An 18,185-nucleotide genomic window follows, 5' to 3' on the forward strand; every position below is an offset into this window, starting at 1 on the left:
CAAAATGCTGAAATTAGAAAAGTACACAACACTTGGAGGGGATAACGTGCTGTATGCAGGTTTTTGGAAACGAACTTTGGCTTATATCATCGATGGCCTTATTCTATGGTTTGTATTTTTAATATTTGGATTGATCTGGATGGTAATTCGGACCTTAGGGGATTGGGTACCGTCTCCGGCAGAAAGCTCTTTGCTCTCAGACGGATCGTCTTCTATTGTTACCATGAAAGTAATAGGACAGACCTTGCTGAATTGGGGAGCTATATGGCTATATTATGCGCTTATGGAATCATCGTAATGCAAAGCCACGGTGGGCAAGCTGGCTCTCGGCATCGTTGTAGTAGATGAGTTTAATCACAAGCTCAGCTTTGGACGTGCTAGTGCCCGCTACTGGAGTAAGCTTCTATCAGTCATCATTTTGTTCGCCGGCTTTATTATGGCAGCCTTTACGGCGAGAAAACAGGCTCTCCACGATCTGATTGCCCGTACCTACGTTGTGGACAAACGCGAGCTGAATTATATCCTTCGTGAGCAGGCTGGGCGCGGAGCTGGAATGTAACATTTAGGTTGGCACACAGATTCAAAGATTCTGATGAACAGCAGGCTTTAAACAGGAGGAGCAGTAGGATGTACGCTGGTTTTTGGAAAAGATTTTTAGCCCATTTGCTAGATTATACTATTTTATTTGTGACTATTCGTTTGATTGATACGTTGCCGTTTGTGACGATAGGGTTTGTCTCTGCGTTCGTAAAAATGCCGAATTTTTCGGAGTTTGTTTCACACTTAGACGATGTGTCGGTGAGAATTTTGGGAGCTATTATTATTTTTGGCCCTCTTTTATTGGATTGGCTTTACCACACCATCATGGAATCATCAAAATGCAGAGGAACGGTCGGCAAGCTGGCTGCGGGGATTGTCGTTGCGGATGAAAATAATGAAAAAATATCTTTCGGACGGGCCAACGCCCGCTACTGGGGTAAAATCATTAGCTTAGTCACTATATTTGTAGGCTATATCATGGCAGCTTTCACTGAAAAAAAGCAGGCGTTGCATGACAAAATCGCTCGTACCTATGTGGTGAACAAAAATTGGCTGGACTACTCTGAGTATATTAAGCAAAATCCATCGCTGACAGAGATGCCTGTCCCGGCTCCTGCACCCGGTGTGAATCGGTTGTCCGTTCCCTTGAATAAAGAAGAGCAGTAATGACGTCGCAGAGCGACCCGGCTGGCGCATAACGTTGCTACGCAATGTCATTACTGAGGTGCCGGGCGACACTTGTGCCGAAATCGGCACGGAGAGGAGGAAACCACATGTTAACCCATATCGTGCCGAAGTTCGAGAAAGGCCGTATTCTCAAAACCGAGATGCTAGAGAACCTGCGGGACTACCCCCGCAGCTTTCTCGATATCCGGTATCAGGATTATTCGGATGGCATCATTACAGGAATGAACGTAACTGTCGGGGAGTACACGCTAACCATTGGTAGAGGCATCGTGAAGCACAAGGGTAGATTGTATCTGCTGGAGCAGGAGCAGGAAGTGTCGTATGCGGCCACAGGGCGGCTGTCGGTGTTGAAGCTGCTCTTTTTGGAACAAACAGATCGCCCGGATTTCACAGCCCATCATGCAGATATCGTGCTGGAGGATGAGGCAGAAATCGGTCTGGATGAGATGGAGCTGGGCCGATTCAAGCTCAAAGAGGGAGCCGTGCTTCGCTCGGATTATCAGGATTTTGCCGACATGGCAACGGAATTCAATACATGGAGTGATATCCATGCTCCTTTTGCGGGTTTGAAGCAGAGTACATTGCGCCCGGAGACGATGCGCTACTTCGCATCCGAGCTGCTTAAAAGTGGTGCATCAGATCCGATGGATTGTATGTTTGCGTTGATGTGCCTGAACTCGGAAGTTGTAGACAGGGAATCCATTCAGCATTACATCGCAAACCGAAATGGTGCGGAATACAGAGATTATTCTCATGCTCAGTTGCATAGACAGCTAGTTCTTATTCTGGAAGGCGCCGGACGTGGAAAACGAACAGCAGGCCGTTGGCAGGGCGGCGGAGCCGGACGGATGATTGTGGATTAGAAAATCAGGTAGAGGAGTGTGCATTATGAAATATGAGGATGAAAAGATTTTGGATCAGCTCCGTGAGATGGAGAAGCTGAAGAGGCCTAACAATATTTTAGCAGGACCCATAATCATTGACGGTCAATCCTATGTGTTTGAAGAGCGGTCTTTCTTTAAGGATCGGCTGAAAATGCATGTCCCCTCTATCTTTAGTCCAATGCCCAAGCATTTGCAAAAGATTAAATATCCTCATGAGCAACGTCCAGAAATGATTTTGACGAATGATTTGGGCAGTGTGGATGTTACCCTGAATCGGGTGGACCAGACGCTACAAGATGAATGGGTGGAACAGCTCACTTCTGGCATGAAGGCAATGATGAAAAATATGAATCCTGCCCATGTATTTTATGAAGAAAAAATAGAAGAGGTACATGGTAAGCAGATTGGCTATTTTGACTTTAAAAGTCCTGCGCTGGACCAGCCCATCTACCACAATATGTTTTACTTTGAGCTGGAAGGAAAGACGGTCATGGGAACATTTTGTTGTCCGTATAAGCAGTATGCTGAATGGCGGGATGTCGCCCTACAGATGATACGCACCATTCAAACGGTTGACGAGGCAGAAAAGGAGGGATATGAATGAGTAACCCCATTTACACCACGGCAGATGTACAAGTGGCCCCTTATCAGTTTCAGCGTGTATTAAGTATCCATCTCATTAAACAGTTAAACGAACATGTGAGCTTCTGCATACGTGGAATTGTTTCGGAGGACAAGCTGGATCAATACGTAGAAAAAGCAGATGAAGATGAGCACATCGAAGTCTTCTTAAAAAGTGAAGGCAAGGAGATCCGGTTTTTTCAGGGAATCGTCACGAATATTGCTGTAAAAGCTGTAAACGGAGTACGCGAGCTTACGATTGAGGCTAGCAGTGAAACCTTAATGATGGACATTCGCCCTAAACGTCGTTCATTCCAAAAAACAGGAGAGTCGTATAACAAACTGTTTTCGCATGTTACAAGTTCATATACTGATGCAGAAGTGATTGATGAGGCTTCTCATAGCGCAGCTATCGGTGAATTATTAGTGCAATATAATGAAACGGACTGGGCCTTTGTCAAAAGAATTGCTTCTCGGCTACATGCTGCTTTAATTCCAATTACGATGCAACAAGGACTGAAATATGTGATTGGTGTCCCCCATTCTAGTGCCCCTCAATCGCTGAACGAACATAACTATTCCATAAAAAAAGACTTGAAGGAGCACAAGCTCATGTCCCGTAACGGACTGCCGGAATATGGCGAGTCTAACAGCTTGAGCTATGAAGTGACCAGCAACAAAGTGCTAGAACTCGGTAGTTCCGTCATTTTTCACAAAAGAACGCTTTACATAGCCAAGGCGGAAACGACCACAGAAGGAAATCTGATCGTGAATCGTTACATTTTACGTGATGAACATGGGTTAAAATGCCCAACTGTCTATGCCTATGATCTGTCAGGAGCCTCTCTGTTTGGCAAGGTGATTGATATTTCCAAAGAGAAAGTAAAAATCAAGCTGGAAATTGATCAAGGCTCGAGTGCATCCGGGGCTATGTGGTTTCCCTATTCTACGGTTTATTCTTCTCCTGATGGCAGCGGCTGGTATGTTATGCCGGAAGCAGGGGATCAAATCCGTCTGTACTTTCCGGATGAACGGGAGCAGCATGCTTTTGCCGCCAGTTCTGTCGATCTTGCCTCCTCTGATCCTGTTAAAAGAAGTGATCCTGCGGTTAAAAGTATCAGCACCAAATACGGCAAACAAGTCGTTTTCAAGCCTGGTGCAGTAGAAATTATCAACAGTGGGCAAATGCTCATGCGTCTCACGGATGAAGGCGGGATCGAAATTAATAGTAACAAAAAAATAACCCTGTCTGCTCAGGAAGATATCCAAATTACAGGGGGAGCGAAAATTATTATGGAGGGGAAAGAAGGCGTAAGTTTTATTCAATCCGGAGCCAAACTCGACATCATGGACGATGTGAGATTAACCGGGGGTAAGGTGAACATTGAATGAAGCTCATGGATCGGGATGCTGCGTTGCAGGATTTGCTGGAAAAGCACGTATTTACGGAATGGATACATGATTTGGCTCTTATTGAAAACAACTTTCTGACGCGCCAGCAAGCCATTGAAGACGAGCTTATAGCAGCTCTAGAGTCGCTATGCCAGCTCGCTACCCTTCAGCACGAGCAAGGTCGTAAGGGGGATATTCGATATATTTATATCTCCTTGCTCAGAACTCGTGTTGCGAAAAATAAAGCGGTTTATCGTCTAGATGCCTATGATGAAAATTGGTTTCTGGATGAGACTGAATGCGCTGTGGAATGGTCGGCAGACTTTGTTTTCGAGCCTCTGTTCAATCGTATGACTAAGCTGGAAAAGCTTAAATCAGATTATGCCCGTAAGATCTCGACGATGGATATTGAACAAATTCAACAAATTGAGGCGGTCAAATACCATCTGCTCACTGTAGAGTTCTTGAAAAGCCAGATGCCAGTTTTTATAGCTTCCCCTTCGTTAGAAAGGATGCCAAAAGCAAATGTATGCACGATATTTGCTGGAGAGTATCGAGATGATAGCGAAATATTGTGCCGTTTTACGCGTAGTGAGGGAGCTGAGACACGAAAGGAGGAATCTTTATGGATTATTTCCTCTTAAAACAGGATGTGCGGTATACCCATGTTCCTGCGCTACAAAAGGTGATGGAAACGATTGATCCGTGGAAGCTGTATGATTTGCAGCCGGAGGATATTGTCAAGCCATTGATGTTTCACGTGAAGGCAGATGCAGAAAGTATTTTTATTGATTATCTAGAAAGTCCCATCCCACTCATTTCAGATGCTTTAAAACGCCTTGTCCAGGCCTATGTGCCGGAGATGCCTATGAAATTAACGATACTTACTCAGATCGAACAGAGGATACAGAAGAATTACTATATTCCTTTTGTGGAGCGGCTTGCAGCAGTACATCCAGAAAGCGAATGGAATTTAGATCAAAGTGTGCTTAGAAAGCTGGTATTACGTGCAGATGCTATTCGGGGCCACAAGATATTTACAATCCAGGAGAGTGCTATCCCGATGATCATCGTCCGTTTGGACATTGCAGAAAGTATACTGCGGCGTGATTATACCGGGATCGCTTTGGAGCAAATTCAGGTGAAATAGGGAGGGAAAGGGCACATGTCAGACAATGAGTATTATGTCGTACGGGGGGCTTGTATGCGTTGCACTTGCGGGACCCATCCTCGAAAGATCAATTTGCCGAACAGCCACGGGGCTTATGTTAACGGTAAACCCATGATGAATGAAGGAGATTATTCTCCTGAGAATGTCCCTCATTTTGGAATTTGTACCAGTCCAGAACAGCCGAGTGCCGAGACTATATATCTGATCGCCGAAGATGGATCCACAATCTCAGGGAAGCCATGCCTACCAATGCTGACGGATAAGTGGAAAAACACAAAAGAACCGACAAAGGTGGAAGGCCAGCCAGCCTTGACGACCTCTTCATTTCAGAGTTGTTTATATCATGGATTTATCGAATTTCATACGAATGGCCAGCAGGAGGAGTAGCTGGAAGGGAGGTTTGAAACATGATAGGATATGATCAGATTCGAATAGATTCCCCCTACCCCATTCAGGTCTTAAAGGATGTTCAGATCGAGTGGAAGCCGGGTGAGCATGGGCGTATTACACTCACAGGCATTTGTAAGGAGTCGAGTCATGCCACGGCTGCGCTGGATGCGACCTCAGAGGATCAGCTACATGTGTATGCGCAGAATGGACAAGAGGAAATCAGCTTGTTTAAGGGTGTCGTCCATACGGTAGAAGTTGAGAACCATAATGGAGTGTATACACTTACACTGGAAGGAATCAGTGGCTCATTTGAGCTGGATATTGTCAAAAGAAAGCGGTCTTTTCCTGAGGAGAAACACACATATAAACAGTTAGTGAATAAGCTTGCTCAAGGCTATGAGCGAAGTGATGTCTTGTACCAGACTGGAGAGCAGTCGGTAGGCGAAGCCATTTTACAGTATGATGAAACCGACTGGGAGTTTATGAAACGGATGGCGAGCCGTTTACATACAGTGGTGGTCAGCGACATATGGGAGTCCGCATCGCCGAAGCTGTATTTCGGCATGCCTGCTGGCACCCAGCGAACAATTCGGAAGGATACGCCATATACGGCAAGTAAGGATTTAAAGGGCTATCAGCGGGCAGGCGGAAAGTCAGCCGGGCTACATGATACCGACTTTTTCAAATACGAGATTGAAAGCGGAGAACGGTATGCTCTTGGAGACGAGGTGCAATTTCGCCAGAAAATAATGATTGTAACTGAATTGCGAAGCCGCATGGAAAAGGGGCATTTGCTATTCAGTTATGTGTTGGCCCGCGCAGAGGGCATTCGCAGTGATTTCATCCCCAATCCCAAAACAATCGGAATTTCTCTGGAAGGAGAGGTCATTGCGGTACGGGGAGAGGAAGTGAAGCTGCGGCTGGCGATTGATAAGGATGATGGGGTATCCGAGCCGCATTGGTATCCGTTCGCTCCCCCAACGGGAAGTGCGATGTACAGTATGCCGAAGGTGGGAACACAGGCAAGCCTGTACTTTCCAGATGCGTCTGGTTCCAGAGCAATGATTTTGGGTGCGGTTCGTACAAATGGAGACGGTTGCGCGAAAACGAGTAATCCTAATGATCGATATTTTGGAACGGAGCATGGAAGTGAGCTGAAAATGGCACCGGGTCGCATCCATATCATGGGTGATCCGGGTGGGACATTGCAGATGAGTCTGGACGATGCTACTGGGATTGAATTAACTAGTCCCAAGAAGTTATCGTTAGAAGCAGAGCAAGAAATCATTCTGAATACGCCGAAGAAAATCATTATTGATGGAACCAGCCAGGTCATGGCGTATCAAACGGGAGGAAGCACGGGGCTTTCGGTAGAAAACGAATACCACGTGTTGGGAGGAAACGTCTGGGCGGACGGTAGCGACCGAACTGCATACCCGCCGTTTGATGATGAACCGAAGGAAGGCGAGCCACCTCCACCGCCGCCACCCCCTGAACCGTTTAACTGGGGCAAGCTGGGGATGAATATTTTGGGCGGTTTGGCAGTTGTGGGAGCCGTAGCCGTGGTAGCAGCCATTACGGTAGCGACGCTTGGAGCGGGTACGGTGGTCATTGCAGCGGTAGCCGGAGGAGCGCTGCTGGCGGGTGGCTTGGGTGTAGCAAGCTTGGCCGCATCAGATATCGCCCGAGGGGAAGTGAGCGACTTCAGCGACTATGCCCTGACCGGCTTGAAGGAATCGGGAATCGGGGCGGTATCTGGAGCAATCTTTGGCCCTCTCGGTGTAGGGGGAACCTTACTGAGGAAAGCAGCGATCGGCGGTGTCACAAATGCCGCGGAAAATCTAGCGAGTCAGGTGCTGAGTGGTGAAAAGATCAACTGGGGCTCAGTAGCAAAGGACGCGGGATTGGGTTTTGTCACCGTAGGCGTACTGGATTCCAAAGTAGGCAAGGCCATTGGCGGATTCGCTGAAAAAGTAGGCAGCAAAGTTACACCGCAATGGATTAGCAAAGGTGTAGATGCAGTCGGGGCAGGCTTTGGCAAAGCTGTAACCAAGCTGGAGCAGGCCGGCAGTAAACTGGGACAGAAGTTCAATGAGCAGCTGAGTAAAATGGCAGACGGCCTCAGCCCCGGGAAGTTGGCCACAGCCAACGGAGCGCCAGTTCCGCACGTTAATAAGATGGACAGCGGACCACTTCCACAGACGGATGTGCAGAAGAATTACAACAAGGTCATGAAGGAAATGGAAGAGAACGCGGCGAAAAAGGTTGAGGGAACAGTAGGAAGTAAAGAAAAAGTAACTGTTAAGAAGTATGGTGAGTGGAAATATGATAAATCTGGGAAGCAAAAGCATCACCTTAATCAAGATGCTGCATTTAAAAAAGATGGGAATGGCAAACAGGTAATCCCGTCAGATGAAGGATATACTATCGAATTAGAGGGCAATGCATTTAAGGATGTTGGTTCACCACATTTTATGGCACATAAAACTATGGAAGAATTTTTTAATAGATATAGAAAAGGGGATAAAATAGGTTTAATTCCTACAAATGCTGAATATAACGTAGCATTATATAAATCGTTGAGAAAGGCCGGATTAACCGAAAAACAAACCTTAGATGTAGTGGAGAAAGCTAGAAGCCAACGGTTAAAATATGGTTTACAAGATGATGATCCAATACCAAAAATACCAGGACAAATAAATTCTATATATAAATATTTATTTCAAAAAATAAAACTAAACTGAGGGGAAGAAAATGAACGAAGTAAAGGATTTTTACGATAATACAATATCTAAAATTGACTTTTTCAGTAACTGTGGGGATGCTATTAATGCTACACTCAATGTTAATGTTACGCAAATACGTAACTGGGTTGATGTTGAAAAAAAAGTTAATTCTACTTGGGATAATGTTAGACTCCAAATAAGAAATCAACTAACTTCGACTCTACATGAGAATTGGCGAGAAGAATACAGACAGTGGAATAATATTACTATGGAGGCTAAATTATTACTTAAGGATGGAGTCCTTAAAAATATTTCTACTTTTATAGAAAGAAATAAATTAAACAATTGTATATATGAGAGCGTTGAGTGGGATTTGCTTACTGCAATGATGGAATATGCCTATAGCACGTATGTAAAACCAGGCTTTCATACAGAATTGTTGGAAATATATAATTCAGGACATATACCTTGTGGTTGGAAAGGGAAGTGGCCTCAAGGAAGCCTATTGGTATTCTAACAGCCTATGGGAGGACTTCAATACAAAGAGATTGCTTATAAGAGGAAGTGATAATATTGGATATAAATAATCAATTATTAGAACATTATAAGAAATACATTGGTGAGCCAGATTTAATAAATATAGAGACCGTTTCAGAAAGTCTAAATATAAACTTAATCATTTTTCGAGCAAACGACCAAAGAGACTTTCATACTATTATAACGTCAGGAATGAGCTTATTACCTGCACAAGTTTCAGAAGATAATAAAGATTGGGAATATACAGAACTTATCATGTATCTTCCGGCATCATGGCCTGTGGCTAAAGAGGATATTAAAGATTTTAAAGATTATTGGCCATTTGGTTGGCTAAGAAAACTTGGCAAGTTCCCGCATGAAAGAAACACATGGTTTTGTTATGGAGACACTATACCTAATGGGGATCCTCCAGAACCAATTGCAAATGACAATAATTTCACTTGTATGCTATTATTACCTCCTATTCGTGAAGATGAAGGATTTAGCTCGTTAATGTTAAGTAAAGATAAAACAATACAATTTTTAGTTGTTTGTCCAATATATCAGGAAGAAATGGAATTTCAACTATCAAAAGGTTTTGGTGCTCTTCTTGAAAAGTTTGATGAATACAACGTAAATGATATTGTTGAAGTTAATAGATTAAATGCATGTAAATAAAGATATTAATAGCTAATTAAAAGAGCGAGAATAACAGATTGTAAAAAGAATTCACACAATTAATTGGCCCCAAAATTATAATTTATCTTAAAAAACTTATTTCACTCGAACATGAGAGGAATAAGTTTTTTTCTCGTAGAGAATAACCAGTTGTGCGCTATGGTGACACTATAAAGTATTGGTGAATAGTCCCTAGTCTCCAAAACAAGCAGTGAACTCTTAGAAGGCTACTCAATTATTAGCTTATTTCTAATTAAATCGACTCTATGAAAGCCTATACATTCTTTTAAATAAAAAAGTTGACATATGTCTAAAAACAGGCAAAAAGTCACTAAGACTAAAGTCTCTTGTTAGATGAATTATGCATTCCTTAATCTGATGAAATTCGACATTTTTTATGCTAGATGGATTGTTCGAAATTAAGCTAGAAGTCAATGGGGTTGTCGTATCAAGGAATAAGCCTCTTTTAGGAATTCATAAGTAGGAAACTGGAACGGAGAAGTAGTGCTATTGCGCAATTGTGCTTGTCCTTTATGAGGTTTTCTTATCGCTTATTCACATGTTATAAATTCAGTTCGATTAGATTAGAATATTTGCATACATATGTATAAAAATGAGTATTAAGTCTCGGAAACTCCCTTTGCTACTGTGAATTGACAAAATATGAAGCAGTGGCTAATATGGTTGGGGACACGGGAGATATTGGAATTTATAAAGGGGTAATGAGTTTTGAACAAGAGACTAGATAACAGATGTAGTAACAAAATGAAATGGGGCCAAACGATTTTTGGAGCGCTGTTGGCGCTTAGTCTGGTGTTACTCAGTGGGGGTAACGCGTGGGCCTCATCTAATGAACAATTAAATTGGATTGAGGGCGGCCGAAAGGTAGACTTGGGAAAAATGGCTGCGGTTGAACTGGACTCATCTCTTCTTTTCTTGGATGCAGCTAACACAGCAAAGGCAAACGAGATGAATCATGACAAGCCATCTGGTAAGGAGATTGGGAGTATATTTCCGAAAGATGAAAATCAAAATTGGGAAGTTGTTTTTGAATACGATGAACTTGGACACATCAAGGATGATGAAAAAGAAGATATCGATGCGGATGCCATTCTAGATAGTTATAAAAAGGGGACGGAAGAGAGTAATAAGGAAAAAGCGGAAAGTGATCGCTTGTATGTTACGGGCTGGGATGTCGAGCCTTTTTATAATGAAGCGACCCATAATCTAACCTGGTCTATGTTGGCGGAGGATGGGAACAAGGAAAAGCTGATCAATTATAATGTTCGCTTGCTCACTCGTCAGGGTTATATCTCTGCAATATTAGTGTCCGATCCTGCGCATTTGGACGCAGATAAGAAGTTTTTGAATGAGAACATATTACCCAAGCTGACAGTCAAATCAGGTGAGCGGTACGAGGATTTTAATGCTTCAACGGACAAAATTTCCGAATACGGCCTAACCGGGTTGATTTTGGGAGGAGCAGGCTTGGCAGTAGCTAAAAAAGTAGGCTTGTTGGCATTACTCATTGCTTTTTTTAAGGGCGCGGGAATTAAGGTTATCCTACTTATTGGTGCTGCTTGTGCAGGTGTGTTTGGCGTGATAGGCAAGTTTTTTGCCAAATTATTTCGCAAGAAAAAATCGGAATCCATGCACAATGAAACGAACGCCCAGGATCAGTCAGAAACACTACAGTAAAGATAAAAAACACTCCATAAAATTGCTGATAAAAAGGAGATGGTGTTGAGCGTAAAACACAATCTCAGGTAGCCTGAGAAGCACAACCTGGATACGTAATTTGAGCAGAACAATATGAACAGATGATCATGGTGACGTTAGACCCGTGAATCATCTGTTTTTCATTTGTTTTATCCCTTGTAATACTTTCGGTACACCGCGGGCGTTGTTCCTTCATACTTTTTGAATATTTTAATGAAATACCCCGGCTCATTAAAGCCGAGCTCGCTACTGATCTGAGATACAGGAATATCTGTAGCTTCGAGCAACTGCTTCGCCCATTTAATCTTCAGGCGGGAAAGATAGCTGGAAAAGTTCTCACCCGTTTCCTTGGCAAACAGCCGACTAAAATAGCTTGGGCTAATGTGGCACAAGTCAGCCATGGCTTTCAAAGAAAAAGTTTCACCCTTGTGCTCAAAGATATATTCGAAGGCGGGTTTGAGTACGGGATTTCCGCACGAAATATCCACATCTCCTGAGGAATTCAGATAGGCATTTGCTAAGAAATTATTCATTTCTTTCTTAAGGTTTTCAATATGCTCCAGCGAGTAGCCAGGAAGGATCTCGGACAACTGCGGAGTGGACTGTGTGGCCGACGCCTTCTCGAACATTTCTGCGAGAAGATTTTTGTTCATCGCTTCTTCAACAATATAATTACACAGTAAGGATAACATGTTGGAGATCGTCTGAATTTTCTGATAGGTCATGGAGGGCAGATCGGCGTAGTCGTTCTTAAGTTCCTCCCATTTGGAACTGTACAGTTTTTCATTTTTTGACGTGAGGATTTGCTCCAGCTGTAGGGCACTCGAAGGATCGGCTAAGCGGACCTGACCTGCCATGACGGCGCCAATGTACTTATCGTCAATAATGATCGGTACCGCGATGTCGACGATGTCATAATGACAGAGATAAATATAAGGTTTGTTGGAACGTACCGCTTCAAGTCCACCGCGAGAGTCACATTTTTGGCAGTAGGGAAGAAGATTCTCATTCTGACGAACCTTCTTGCAGAACGATTGGCATTGGCTGTGGCTAGTTACGGGATTCCCCTTATAATCGACGGTGAGAATGGCTAATTGGGTAACGGATGCTAATGAATCCTGCAACTGCTCCCACTTTTTTAAATCAAAGATTTTCTGGATGCTCAAATGTTCACGTATCAAGATCTCATCCCTTAATAGTAAATTATCTTGTAAGCGATAACAAAAAAGTACAATTCGTGATCCTTAGTGCAAAAAAATACGATTGTAGATTATAATATATTCCTTGATTCCTCCAATGTAAAGTTTACATGGTTCGGTTATAGTTTTAATCAGAACGAAGCCAACACAATCATAAGGAGGAATTATAGATGAGAAAAGCTTTTATCAGCCCAAGCAAATATGTACAAGGTGAAAACGAATTGTTGAATTTGGGTTACTATGTGAGCACCTTCGGCAAATCCGCTTTACTGATTGCGCATCCTGCCGATGTGGCGCGGGTAAAAGATAAACTCGATTCCACTTTGGGTAAATATAACGTGACCTTTATTGAAAGCGGTTTTATGGGTGAGTGTTCCAGACAGGAAGTGTCCAGACTTCAGGAAATTGCTACTGCAAACGGATGCGATTGTATCGTAGGTCTCGGCGGCGGGAAAGCGATCGACGCGGCGAAATGTGTGGCTCAAGGGGAAGCGCTTATCATCTGTCCGACGATTGCTGCGACGGATGCACCGACAAGTCACTCGGCCGTTCTGTACACTCCGGAAGGTGCTTTCGACGATTACGCCTATTTTAAGCAAAGTCCGAGTGTCGTATTAGTCGATACCACCGTAATTGCCAATGCACCAACCCGATTCCTTGTGTCAGGTATGGGTGATGCACTGTCGACTTACTTTGAAGCCCGTGCGACCTCCCGTTCTTACTCCAGGGTCAATGCCGGACTGCCTAACGGAGTACGCGAAGGACAGTGTGCGCCAGCAGTAGGTACAAATGCGGCGATTGCACTTGCAACGCTATGCTATGAAATGCTGTTGAAAGACGGTGCCAAAGCAAAAGCGGCATGTGATGAAAACCAGGTTACGCAAGCACTCGAGAATATCATTGAAACTAATATTTTACTCTCAGGCCTCGGCTTCGAGAGCGGCGGACTTGCGGCGGCCCATGCGATTCATGATGGACTCACGATTTTGGAAGGCACGCATCATTATTATCATGGAGAGAAAGTTGCGTTCGGCACGATCGCACAGCTGGTGCTCGAAAACGCACCGACGGAAGAATTACATCAGGTACTTGATTTCTGTTTAGCCGTCGGTTTACCGGTTTGCTTGGCTGATATCGGCGTCGATCATATCAGCCAGGAAGAACTTATGGAAGTAGCTGCAAAGGCCTGCATTTTGGAGGAATCGATTCATTCCATGCCGTTTCCGGTCACAGTGGAGCAGGTTGCAGCGGCAATCGCTGCGGCCAACCGTATCGGGAGCCAGTACAAAGCGGAGGTAAAGTAGCATGAAAAAGGTCATCAACCGTGCGGAAAATTTGGTCCTTGAGATGTGCAGTGGTATTGCGCTCGCGCATCCTGAGTTGGAATTTCTGCCAAAATACAAAGTGCTCAAGAAAAAGGAATTGAACGCGGAGAAAGTAACGCTCATCAGCGGCGGTGGCAGCGGGCATGAACCCGCCCACGCCGGCTTCGTTGGCCAAGGGATGCTCGATGCCGCGGTCTGCGGTGATGTCTTCGCCTCTCCCTCACAAATTCAAGTATATCAGGCCATCCGAGCGACGACCGGGAAAAAAGGTGCGCTGCTGATTATCAAAAATTACAGCGGCGATATTATGAACTTTAGAAACGGCGCCCATCTGGCCACTGAAGACGGTCTGGAAGTGGACTATGTAAAGGTTGAGGACGACATCGCGGTAGAAGACAGCCTATATACAGTCGGACGGCGCGGAGTGGCGGGAACGGTACTCGTCCACAAGATCGCGGGTGCAGCGGCGGAAGAGGGCCGGAGTCTGGCGGAAGTTAAAGCAGTAGCCGAGAAAGCCGCTGCGAATGTACGCAGTATCGGATTCGCATTGACTTCGTGTACCGTGCCGGCGAAGGGCACGCCAACATTAGAGCTCGGGCATGATGAAATCGAGTACGGTGTTGGCATTCACGGCGAGCCTGGGACCAGCCGCGAGAAGCTGACGGATGCAGATACGCTGGCAGCCAGAATGGTAACCGATCTCCTTCGAGACATGCAGATCGAAACTGGATTCAGCGGAGAAATCGCCCTGTTGATCAATGGTTTCGGCGGTACGCCTCTGCAAGAACTGTACCTCTTCAACCATTCGGTCACTCGCGAACTAGCAGCGAAGGGGGTCAAGATTGATCGTACTTTTGTCAACAATTATATGACGAGTATCGATATGGCAGGTATCTCGGTTTCCATCATGAAGCTGGACAAGGAACTGAAAACGCTCCTCTCTCATGAAAGCAACGCGCCTGCGTTCAAGGTGGCTGGACCTGTTGATCATGTCGTATTCACGGATATTTCAACTGTAGCAGACGAAAAGCGGCAAGTATCCTTTGAGGTAGAAACGGACCCTGCCTTCGCAGTTATTGAAAACAACAAAATTACGTTGAACAATCTTACCTACCTAGTCGATAAGATGAGTGAGGTTATCATCAAGAATGAGGTACCTTTCTGCGATCTTGACGCTCATGCAGGCGACGGCGACTTTGGCATGAGCGTTGCTAAGGGATTTCGTCAGCTGAAACGGGAATGGAGAGACATCCTGAATCAAGACTCTTTGACGATGGGAGCCTTTCTTCATTCATGCTCGCTCGTCATCATGGAATACTGCGGTGGCGCTTCGGGTCCGATCTGGGGCTCAGCATTTCGCGCAGCGGCACGATCTGCTGGCGAACGAACCGAACTCACCGTTTCCGAATTCGCAGATATGATGCAGGCTGCGGTGCAAGGCATACAATCAACAGGCGAACGTTCTTTCGGCAGAGGAGCCGTTGTTGGCGATAAAACACTTATAGATGCATTAGTGCCATGTGCAGATAGCTGGTTGGAGAGCGCAAAATTAGATTTTGACGTGAAGACAGCCTTTGTAAGTGGTGCTCAAGCCGCTGTATTAGGGGCCAAAAAGACGGAAGACATCGTGGCGCGTATGGGCCGTGCCGGAACGGTAGGAGAGAGAAGCCTTGGTTATCCAGACGCGGGGGCTTATGCGCTTGGCGTGATTTTTACGGAGCTTGCTGATTGTTTGAACTGATTTTCTATAAATCCAAAATTACTGGCACGAACACTTCGTTTAGATTTCCATTCCTGCCCGTACCACTCGCTAATTCTTAAAAATTCAAGGTTTGTTCATTGCAATTGATGTGCATTAGGTTTATAATTTCAGACGGATTCAACGGGCTTATCCCGGAATCCATGGGAGTTCATCCCATCTGAGCTAGCTTACTGCATGCTCAAATATGAATTAAGCGAGGGATTTACAATGAAAACCTGCTGCACCATCCAAGTTGACGAAGACAGTTTAGTTATTGATTTGCCAGAAGAAGGAACCACGCTAGAGTCCCTGCTCGGTGATATTGAGAGCTGTGGAGGTAGTGAAGAACCTTGGCTACAACTTATTGACAAGGTAATAGGTAACTCATCTGAGACTGTACTGACAGAGCAAGCGACGGATGGCGGCGATATGAAGAAAGATCAGACGACCAAAGAACCTCAAGCAACTGCTCAGGGGTAATAGGGAGATCATACGTTAAGACGATATTTGTAACATTATTCGATCACATATAAGATCATCTATAAGACTGCTACCGAGCCAAGGCACGGGAAGCGGTCTTTTTTTATTAAAATAACTAAAATTCTCCGAATTTTGCAATTAGTAAATGAGTCTTTTGTCCCTTTAGTACTCCATAGTAGCCAACCAAGTAGAACACATCCCAAAACCGTGACTTCCTGTTCATTTTCTATCATAAAGTCGAAATGTAACATGGAACTAACTATAATAGTAGTATCATCCATATACAGGTAAGTGACATCGATGTTTGGACCTGATCCTCTTGTTGTATAAAGGAGGGGGTAAAAGAGCAGAGAACAACGTACTGATAAGTCTCATCTACTTTATAAAAAGGAAGGAATGTGTAAATGATGAATGGGCAATGGATCCTGTCAAGGATCGCAAAAAGAGTAGCGGTGATGCTAACAGCAGTATTACTATTAACGTTAACGAACGGATTCAACTGGAATACGCAAACAGCAGAGGCTGCTGGGACGACACCTGTGGAACGTTACGGACAACTTTCAGTAAAGAATGGTAAATTGGTGGATAAAAACGGTAAACCTGTGCAACTCAAAGGTATTAGCTCTCACGGCGTCCAATGGTTTGGGGATCTGGTAAATCAGGACTCTATGAAATGGCTACGGGACGATTGGGGCATTTCCGTATTTCGGGTTGCACTGTACACTGAAGAAGGTGGTTATATCGCCAATCCTTCTTTGAAAAATAAAGTGAAAGAAGCGATTGAGGTAGCACAGAAACTGGGCTTGTACGTCATTATCGACTGGCACATTCTTTCAGATGGCGATCCGAACATTCATAAAAATGAAGCCAAAGCTTTCTTTAATGAATTTTCAACTCAGTACGGCCATTTACCTAACGTAATCTATGAACTTGCCAATGAGCCGAATGGAAATGTGAACTGGAACAATCAAATCCGACCTTATGCGTCTGAGGTATCTCAGGTTATTCGCGCTAAGGACCCGGACAATATTATTATTGTAGGAACAGGCACATGGAGTCAGGATGTACATGATGCAGCAGACCATCCACTTCCAGACAAGAATACAATGTATACCGTACATTTCTATGCGGGTACGCATGGACAATTCTTGCGCGATCGGGTCGATTATGCACTGAACAAAGGCGTGGGCATATTTGCTACCGAGTGGGGTACAAGCGATGCTTCGGGTAACGGTGGTCCGTTCCTGAATGAATCCAAAGTATGGACTGATTTTCTGGCTAGCCGTGGAATCAGTTGGACTAACTGGTCGCTGTCAGATAAAAATGAGACCTCTGCTGCGCTGATGTCTGGTGCTGACCGTAAGGGCGGATGGCCTGATTCACAATTGTCCGCTTCTGGAAAATTCGTAAAACAGGCGATTCTGGAAGGCTCCAGCAACATTGGTGGAGGCGGAAACAACGGTGGGGATAACGGCGGAGATGGCAACACTGGCGGTAATAACGGTGGTGGCAACAACGGCGGCGATAACGACAACGGAGGAAGTACACCAGGCAGTAACGATCAAGGAATTGTGCTACAGTATCGCACCGGTGACACAAATGCCAAGGATAACGCAATCCGTCCTGAATTTAATATCAAAAATACAGGGAAAACAGCTGTGAAGTTGAGCGATCTAAAAATTCGCTACTATTACACAGATGAAAGCAAACAAGCTCAGCAGTTTTTTGTAGACTGGGCCAGGATTGGCAATGAGAAGGTAAAAGCAACTTTTGTAACATTGCCGAATCCAAAGGCCAAGGCTGATAAATATGTGGAGATTTCTTTCACAGATGGAGCCGGAACGATTCAGCCCGGTGGGGAAAGCGGAGAAATTCAACCCCGTATTCATGCTGCAAATTGGAGCAATTTTGATGAGACCAACGATTACTCCTATGGTGCTACCCAAAAAGCATTTGCAGACTGGGACCATGGCACTGTATATCAGCAGGGTAAGCTGGTTTGGGGTATAGAACCTTAGGAACCTTAGAATTTAACCGTTATTAACTTTATCGGAATGAGTAAAGAATGGGACTTTTGGGTGCAATTTTTCCAAGGTTTGGAGTATAGAATATGCGC

Annotated in this window: 16 protein-coding genes and 1 pseudogene; 16 read left to right on the top strand and 1 reads right to left on the bottom strand. The window is 44.6% G+C overall.

All coding sequences use genetic code 11. From position 1 onward, the window contains the following. Nucleotides 1–4: 4 nt before the first annotated feature. The 12 genes and pseudogenes from JOD82_RS18585 to JOD82_RS18640 all read left to right on the top strand — a co-directional run bounded on the left by JOD82_RS18585 (nucleotide 5) and on the right by JOD82_RS18640 (nucleotide 11,303). Nucleotides 5–559, top strand: a pseudogene (locus JOD82_RS18585) (RDD family protein). Nucleotides 560–627: 68 nt separating this feature from the next. Next, the gene (locus JOD82_RS18590) at nucleotides 628–1,206 is read left to right on the top strand and encodes an RDD family protein (RefSeq protein ID WP_029515674.1); all 579 of its coding nucleotides are present in this window, start codon (nucleotides 628–630) and stop codon (nucleotides 1,204–1,206) included. 107 nt (nucleotides 1,207–1,313) lie between these two features. Continuing rightward, nucleotides 1,314–2,090, top strand: a complete 777-nt coding sequence (locus JOD82_RS18595) for a DNA and RNA helicase (protein ID WP_069012496.1) — start codon at nucleotides 1,314–1,316, stop codon at nucleotides 2,088–2,090. Nucleotides 2,091–2,115: 25 nt separating this feature from the next. Continuing rightward, on the top strand, nucleotides 2,116–2,715 hold the full coding sequence (locus tag JOD82_RS18600) for a hypothetical protein (RefSeq protein ID WP_039272935.1): 600 nt from the start codon (nucleotides 2,116–2,118) through the stop codon (nucleotides 2,713–2,715). Further along, entirely contained in the window at nucleotides 2,712–4,124 is a 1,413-nt protein-coding gene (locus tag JOD82_RS18605; protein WP_069012497.1) for a contractile injection system protein, VgrG/Pvc8 family, read from the top strand. Before JOD82_RS18600 ends, JOD82_RS18605 begins: the two co-directional genes overlap by 4 nt. Then, on the top strand, nucleotides 4,121–4,768 hold the full coding sequence (locus tag JOD82_RS18610) for a hypothetical protein (RefSeq protein ID WP_069012498.1): 648 nt from the start codon (nucleotides 4,121–4,123) through the stop codon (nucleotides 4,766–4,768). The genes JOD82_RS18605 and JOD82_RS18610 overlap by 4 nt, the downstream gene beginning before the upstream one ends. Then, nucleotides 4,750–5,274 (top strand): hypothetical protein, encoded by a 525-nt coding sequence (locus JOD82_RS18615; RefSeq protein WP_069012499.1) that lies wholly within the window; start codon nucleotides 4,750–4,752, stop codon nucleotides 5,272–5,274. The genes JOD82_RS18610 and JOD82_RS18615 overlap by 19 nt, the downstream gene beginning before the upstream one ends. 15 nt (nucleotides 5,275–5,289) lie before the next feature. Continuing rightward, nucleotides 5,290–5,682 (top strand): DUF4280 domain-containing protein, encoded by a 393-nt coding sequence (locus JOD82_RS18620; RefSeq protein WP_069012500.1) that lies wholly within the window; start codon nucleotides 5,290–5,292, stop codon nucleotides 5,680–5,682. 20 nt (nucleotides 5,683–5,702) lie between these two features. After that, complete coding sequence (locus JOD82_RS18625) at nucleotides 5,703–8,429, top strand: hypothetical protein (RefSeq protein WP_245231610.1); 2,727 nt, start codon at nucleotides 5,703–5,705, stop codon at nucleotides 8,427–8,429. A 10-nt stretch (nucleotides 8,430–8,439) separates the two neighbouring features. Next, nucleotides 8,440–8,928, top strand: a complete 489-nt coding sequence (locus JOD82_RS18630; RefSeq protein ID WP_069012501.1) for a hypothetical protein — start codon at nucleotides 8,440–8,442, stop codon at nucleotides 8,926–8,928. Between the two features lie 56 nt (nucleotides 8,929–8,984). Further along, nucleotides 8,985–9,605, top strand: a complete 621-nt coding sequence (locus JOD82_RS18635; RefSeq protein ID WP_051718019.1) for a suppressor of fused domain protein — start codon at nucleotides 8,985–8,987, stop codon at nucleotides 9,603–9,605. Nucleotides 9,606–10,370: 765 nt separating this feature from the next. Then, nucleotides 10,371–11,303: a DUF2167 domain-containing protein gene (locus JOD82_RS18640; protein ID WP_069012502.1), complete on the top strand. Its 933-nt coding sequence runs from the start codon at nucleotides 10,371–10,373 to the stop codon at nucleotides 11,301–11,303. A gap of 170 nt (nucleotides 11,304–11,473) precedes the next feature. Here the strand turns inward: JOD82_RS18640 and JOD82_RS18645 are convergent, their stop codons facing one another. Beyond that, nucleotides 11,474–12,505, bottom strand: a complete 1,032-nt coding sequence (locus JOD82_RS18645; protein ID WP_069012503.1) for a PocR ligand-binding domain-containing protein — start codon at nucleotides 12,503–12,505, stop codon at nucleotides 11,474–11,476. A 188-nt stretch (nucleotides 12,506–12,693) separates the two neighbouring features. Between JOD82_RS18645 and JOD82_RS18650 the strand changes: the two genes are divergently transcribed. The 4 genes from JOD82_RS18650 to JOD82_RS18665 all read left to right on the top strand — a co-directional run bounded on the left by JOD82_RS18650 (nucleotide 12,694) and on the right by JOD82_RS18665 (nucleotide 18,087). Continuing rightward, entirely contained in the window at nucleotides 12,694–13,827 is a 1,134-nt protein-coding gene (locus tag JOD82_RS18650) for a glycerol dehydrogenase (protein WP_069012504.1), read from the top strand. A 1-nt stretch (nucleotide 13,828) separates the two neighbouring features. Then, entirely contained in the window at nucleotides 13,829–15,589 is a 1,761-nt protein-coding gene (dhaK, locus tag JOD82_RS18655) for a dihydroxyacetone kinase subunit DhaK (protein WP_069012505.1), read from the top strand. 228 nt (nucleotides 15,590–15,817) lie between these two features. Beyond that, on the top strand, nucleotides 15,818–16,069 hold the full coding sequence (locus tag JOD82_RS18660; RefSeq protein WP_039273050.1) for a hypothetical protein: 252 nt from the start codon (nucleotides 15,818–15,820) through the stop codon (nucleotides 16,067–16,069). Between the two features lie 404 nt (nucleotides 16,070–16,473). Then, on the top strand, nucleotides 16,474–18,087 hold the full coding sequence (locus tag JOD82_RS18665) for a cellulase family glycosylhydrolase (RefSeq protein WP_069012506.1): 1,614 nt from the start codon (nucleotides 16,474–16,476) through the stop codon (nucleotides 18,085–18,087). Nucleotides 18,088–18,185: the final 98 nt, after the last annotated feature.

It is taken from the genome of Paenibacillus sp. 1182 (genome assembly GCF_017833915.1).
Lineage (GTDB): Bacteria > Bacillota > Bacilli > Paenibacillales > Paenibacillaceae > Paenibacillus > Paenibacillus polymyxa_D.

What these genes read in the sequence shown, in the direction of transcription:
- JOD82_RS18590 (WP_029515674.1), top strand. Translation starts at nt 628, where the DNA reads ATGTACGCTGGTTTTTGGAAAAGATTTTTAGCCCATTTGCTAGATTAT.
- JOD82_RS18595 (WP_069012496.1), top strand. Translation starts at nt 1,314, where the DNA reads ATGTTAACCCATATCGTGCCGAAGTTCGAGAAAGGCCGTATTCTCAAA.
- JOD82_RS18600 (WP_039272935.1), top strand. Translation starts at nt 2,116, where the DNA reads ATGAAATATGAGGATGAAAAGATTTTGGATCAGCTCCGTGAGATGGAG.
- JOD82_RS18605 (WP_069012497.1), top strand. Translation starts at nt 2,712, where the DNA reads ATGAGTAACCCCATTTACACCACGGCAGATGTACAAGTGGCCCCTTAT.
- JOD82_RS18610 (WP_069012498.1), top strand. Translation starts at nt 4,121, where the DNA reads ATGAAGCTCATGGATCGGGATGCTGCGTTGCAGGATTTGCTGGAAAAG.
- JOD82_RS18615 (WP_069012499.1), top strand. Translation starts at nt 4,750, where the DNA reads ATGGATTATTTCCTCTTAAAACAGGATGTGCGGTATACCCATGTTCCT.
- JOD82_RS18620 (WP_069012500.1), top strand. Translation starts at nt 5,290, where the DNA reads ATGTCAGACAATGAGTATTATGTCGTACGGGGGGCTTGTATGCGTTGC.
- JOD82_RS18625 (WP_245231610.1), top strand. Translation starts at nt 5,703, where the DNA reads ATGATAGGATATGATCAGATTCGAATAGATTCCCCCTACCCCATTCAG.
- JOD82_RS18630 (WP_069012501.1), top strand. Translation starts at nt 8,440, where the DNA reads ATGAACGAAGTAAAGGATTTTTACGATAATACAATATCTAAAATTGAC.
- JOD82_RS18640 (WP_069012502.1), top strand. Translation starts at nt 10,371, where the DNA reads ATGAAATGGGGCCAAACGATTTTTGGAGCGCTGTTGGCGCTTAGTCTG.
- JOD82_RS18650 (WP_069012504.1), top strand. Translation starts at nt 12,694, where the DNA reads ATGAGAAAAGCTTTTATCAGCCCAAGCAAATATGTACAAGGTGAAAAC.
- dhaK (WP_069012505.1), top strand. Translation starts at nt 13,829, where the DNA reads ATGAAAAAGGTCATCAACCGTGCGGAAAATTTGGTCCTTGAGATGTGC.
- JOD82_RS18660 (WP_039273050.1), top strand. Translation starts at nt 15,818, where the DNA reads ATGAAAACCTGCTGCACCATCCAAGTTGACGAAGACAGTTTAGTTATT.
- JOD82_RS18665 (WP_069012506.1), top strand. Translation starts at nt 16,474, where the DNA reads ATGATGAATGGGCAATGGATCCTGTCAAGGATCGCAAAAAGAGTAGCG.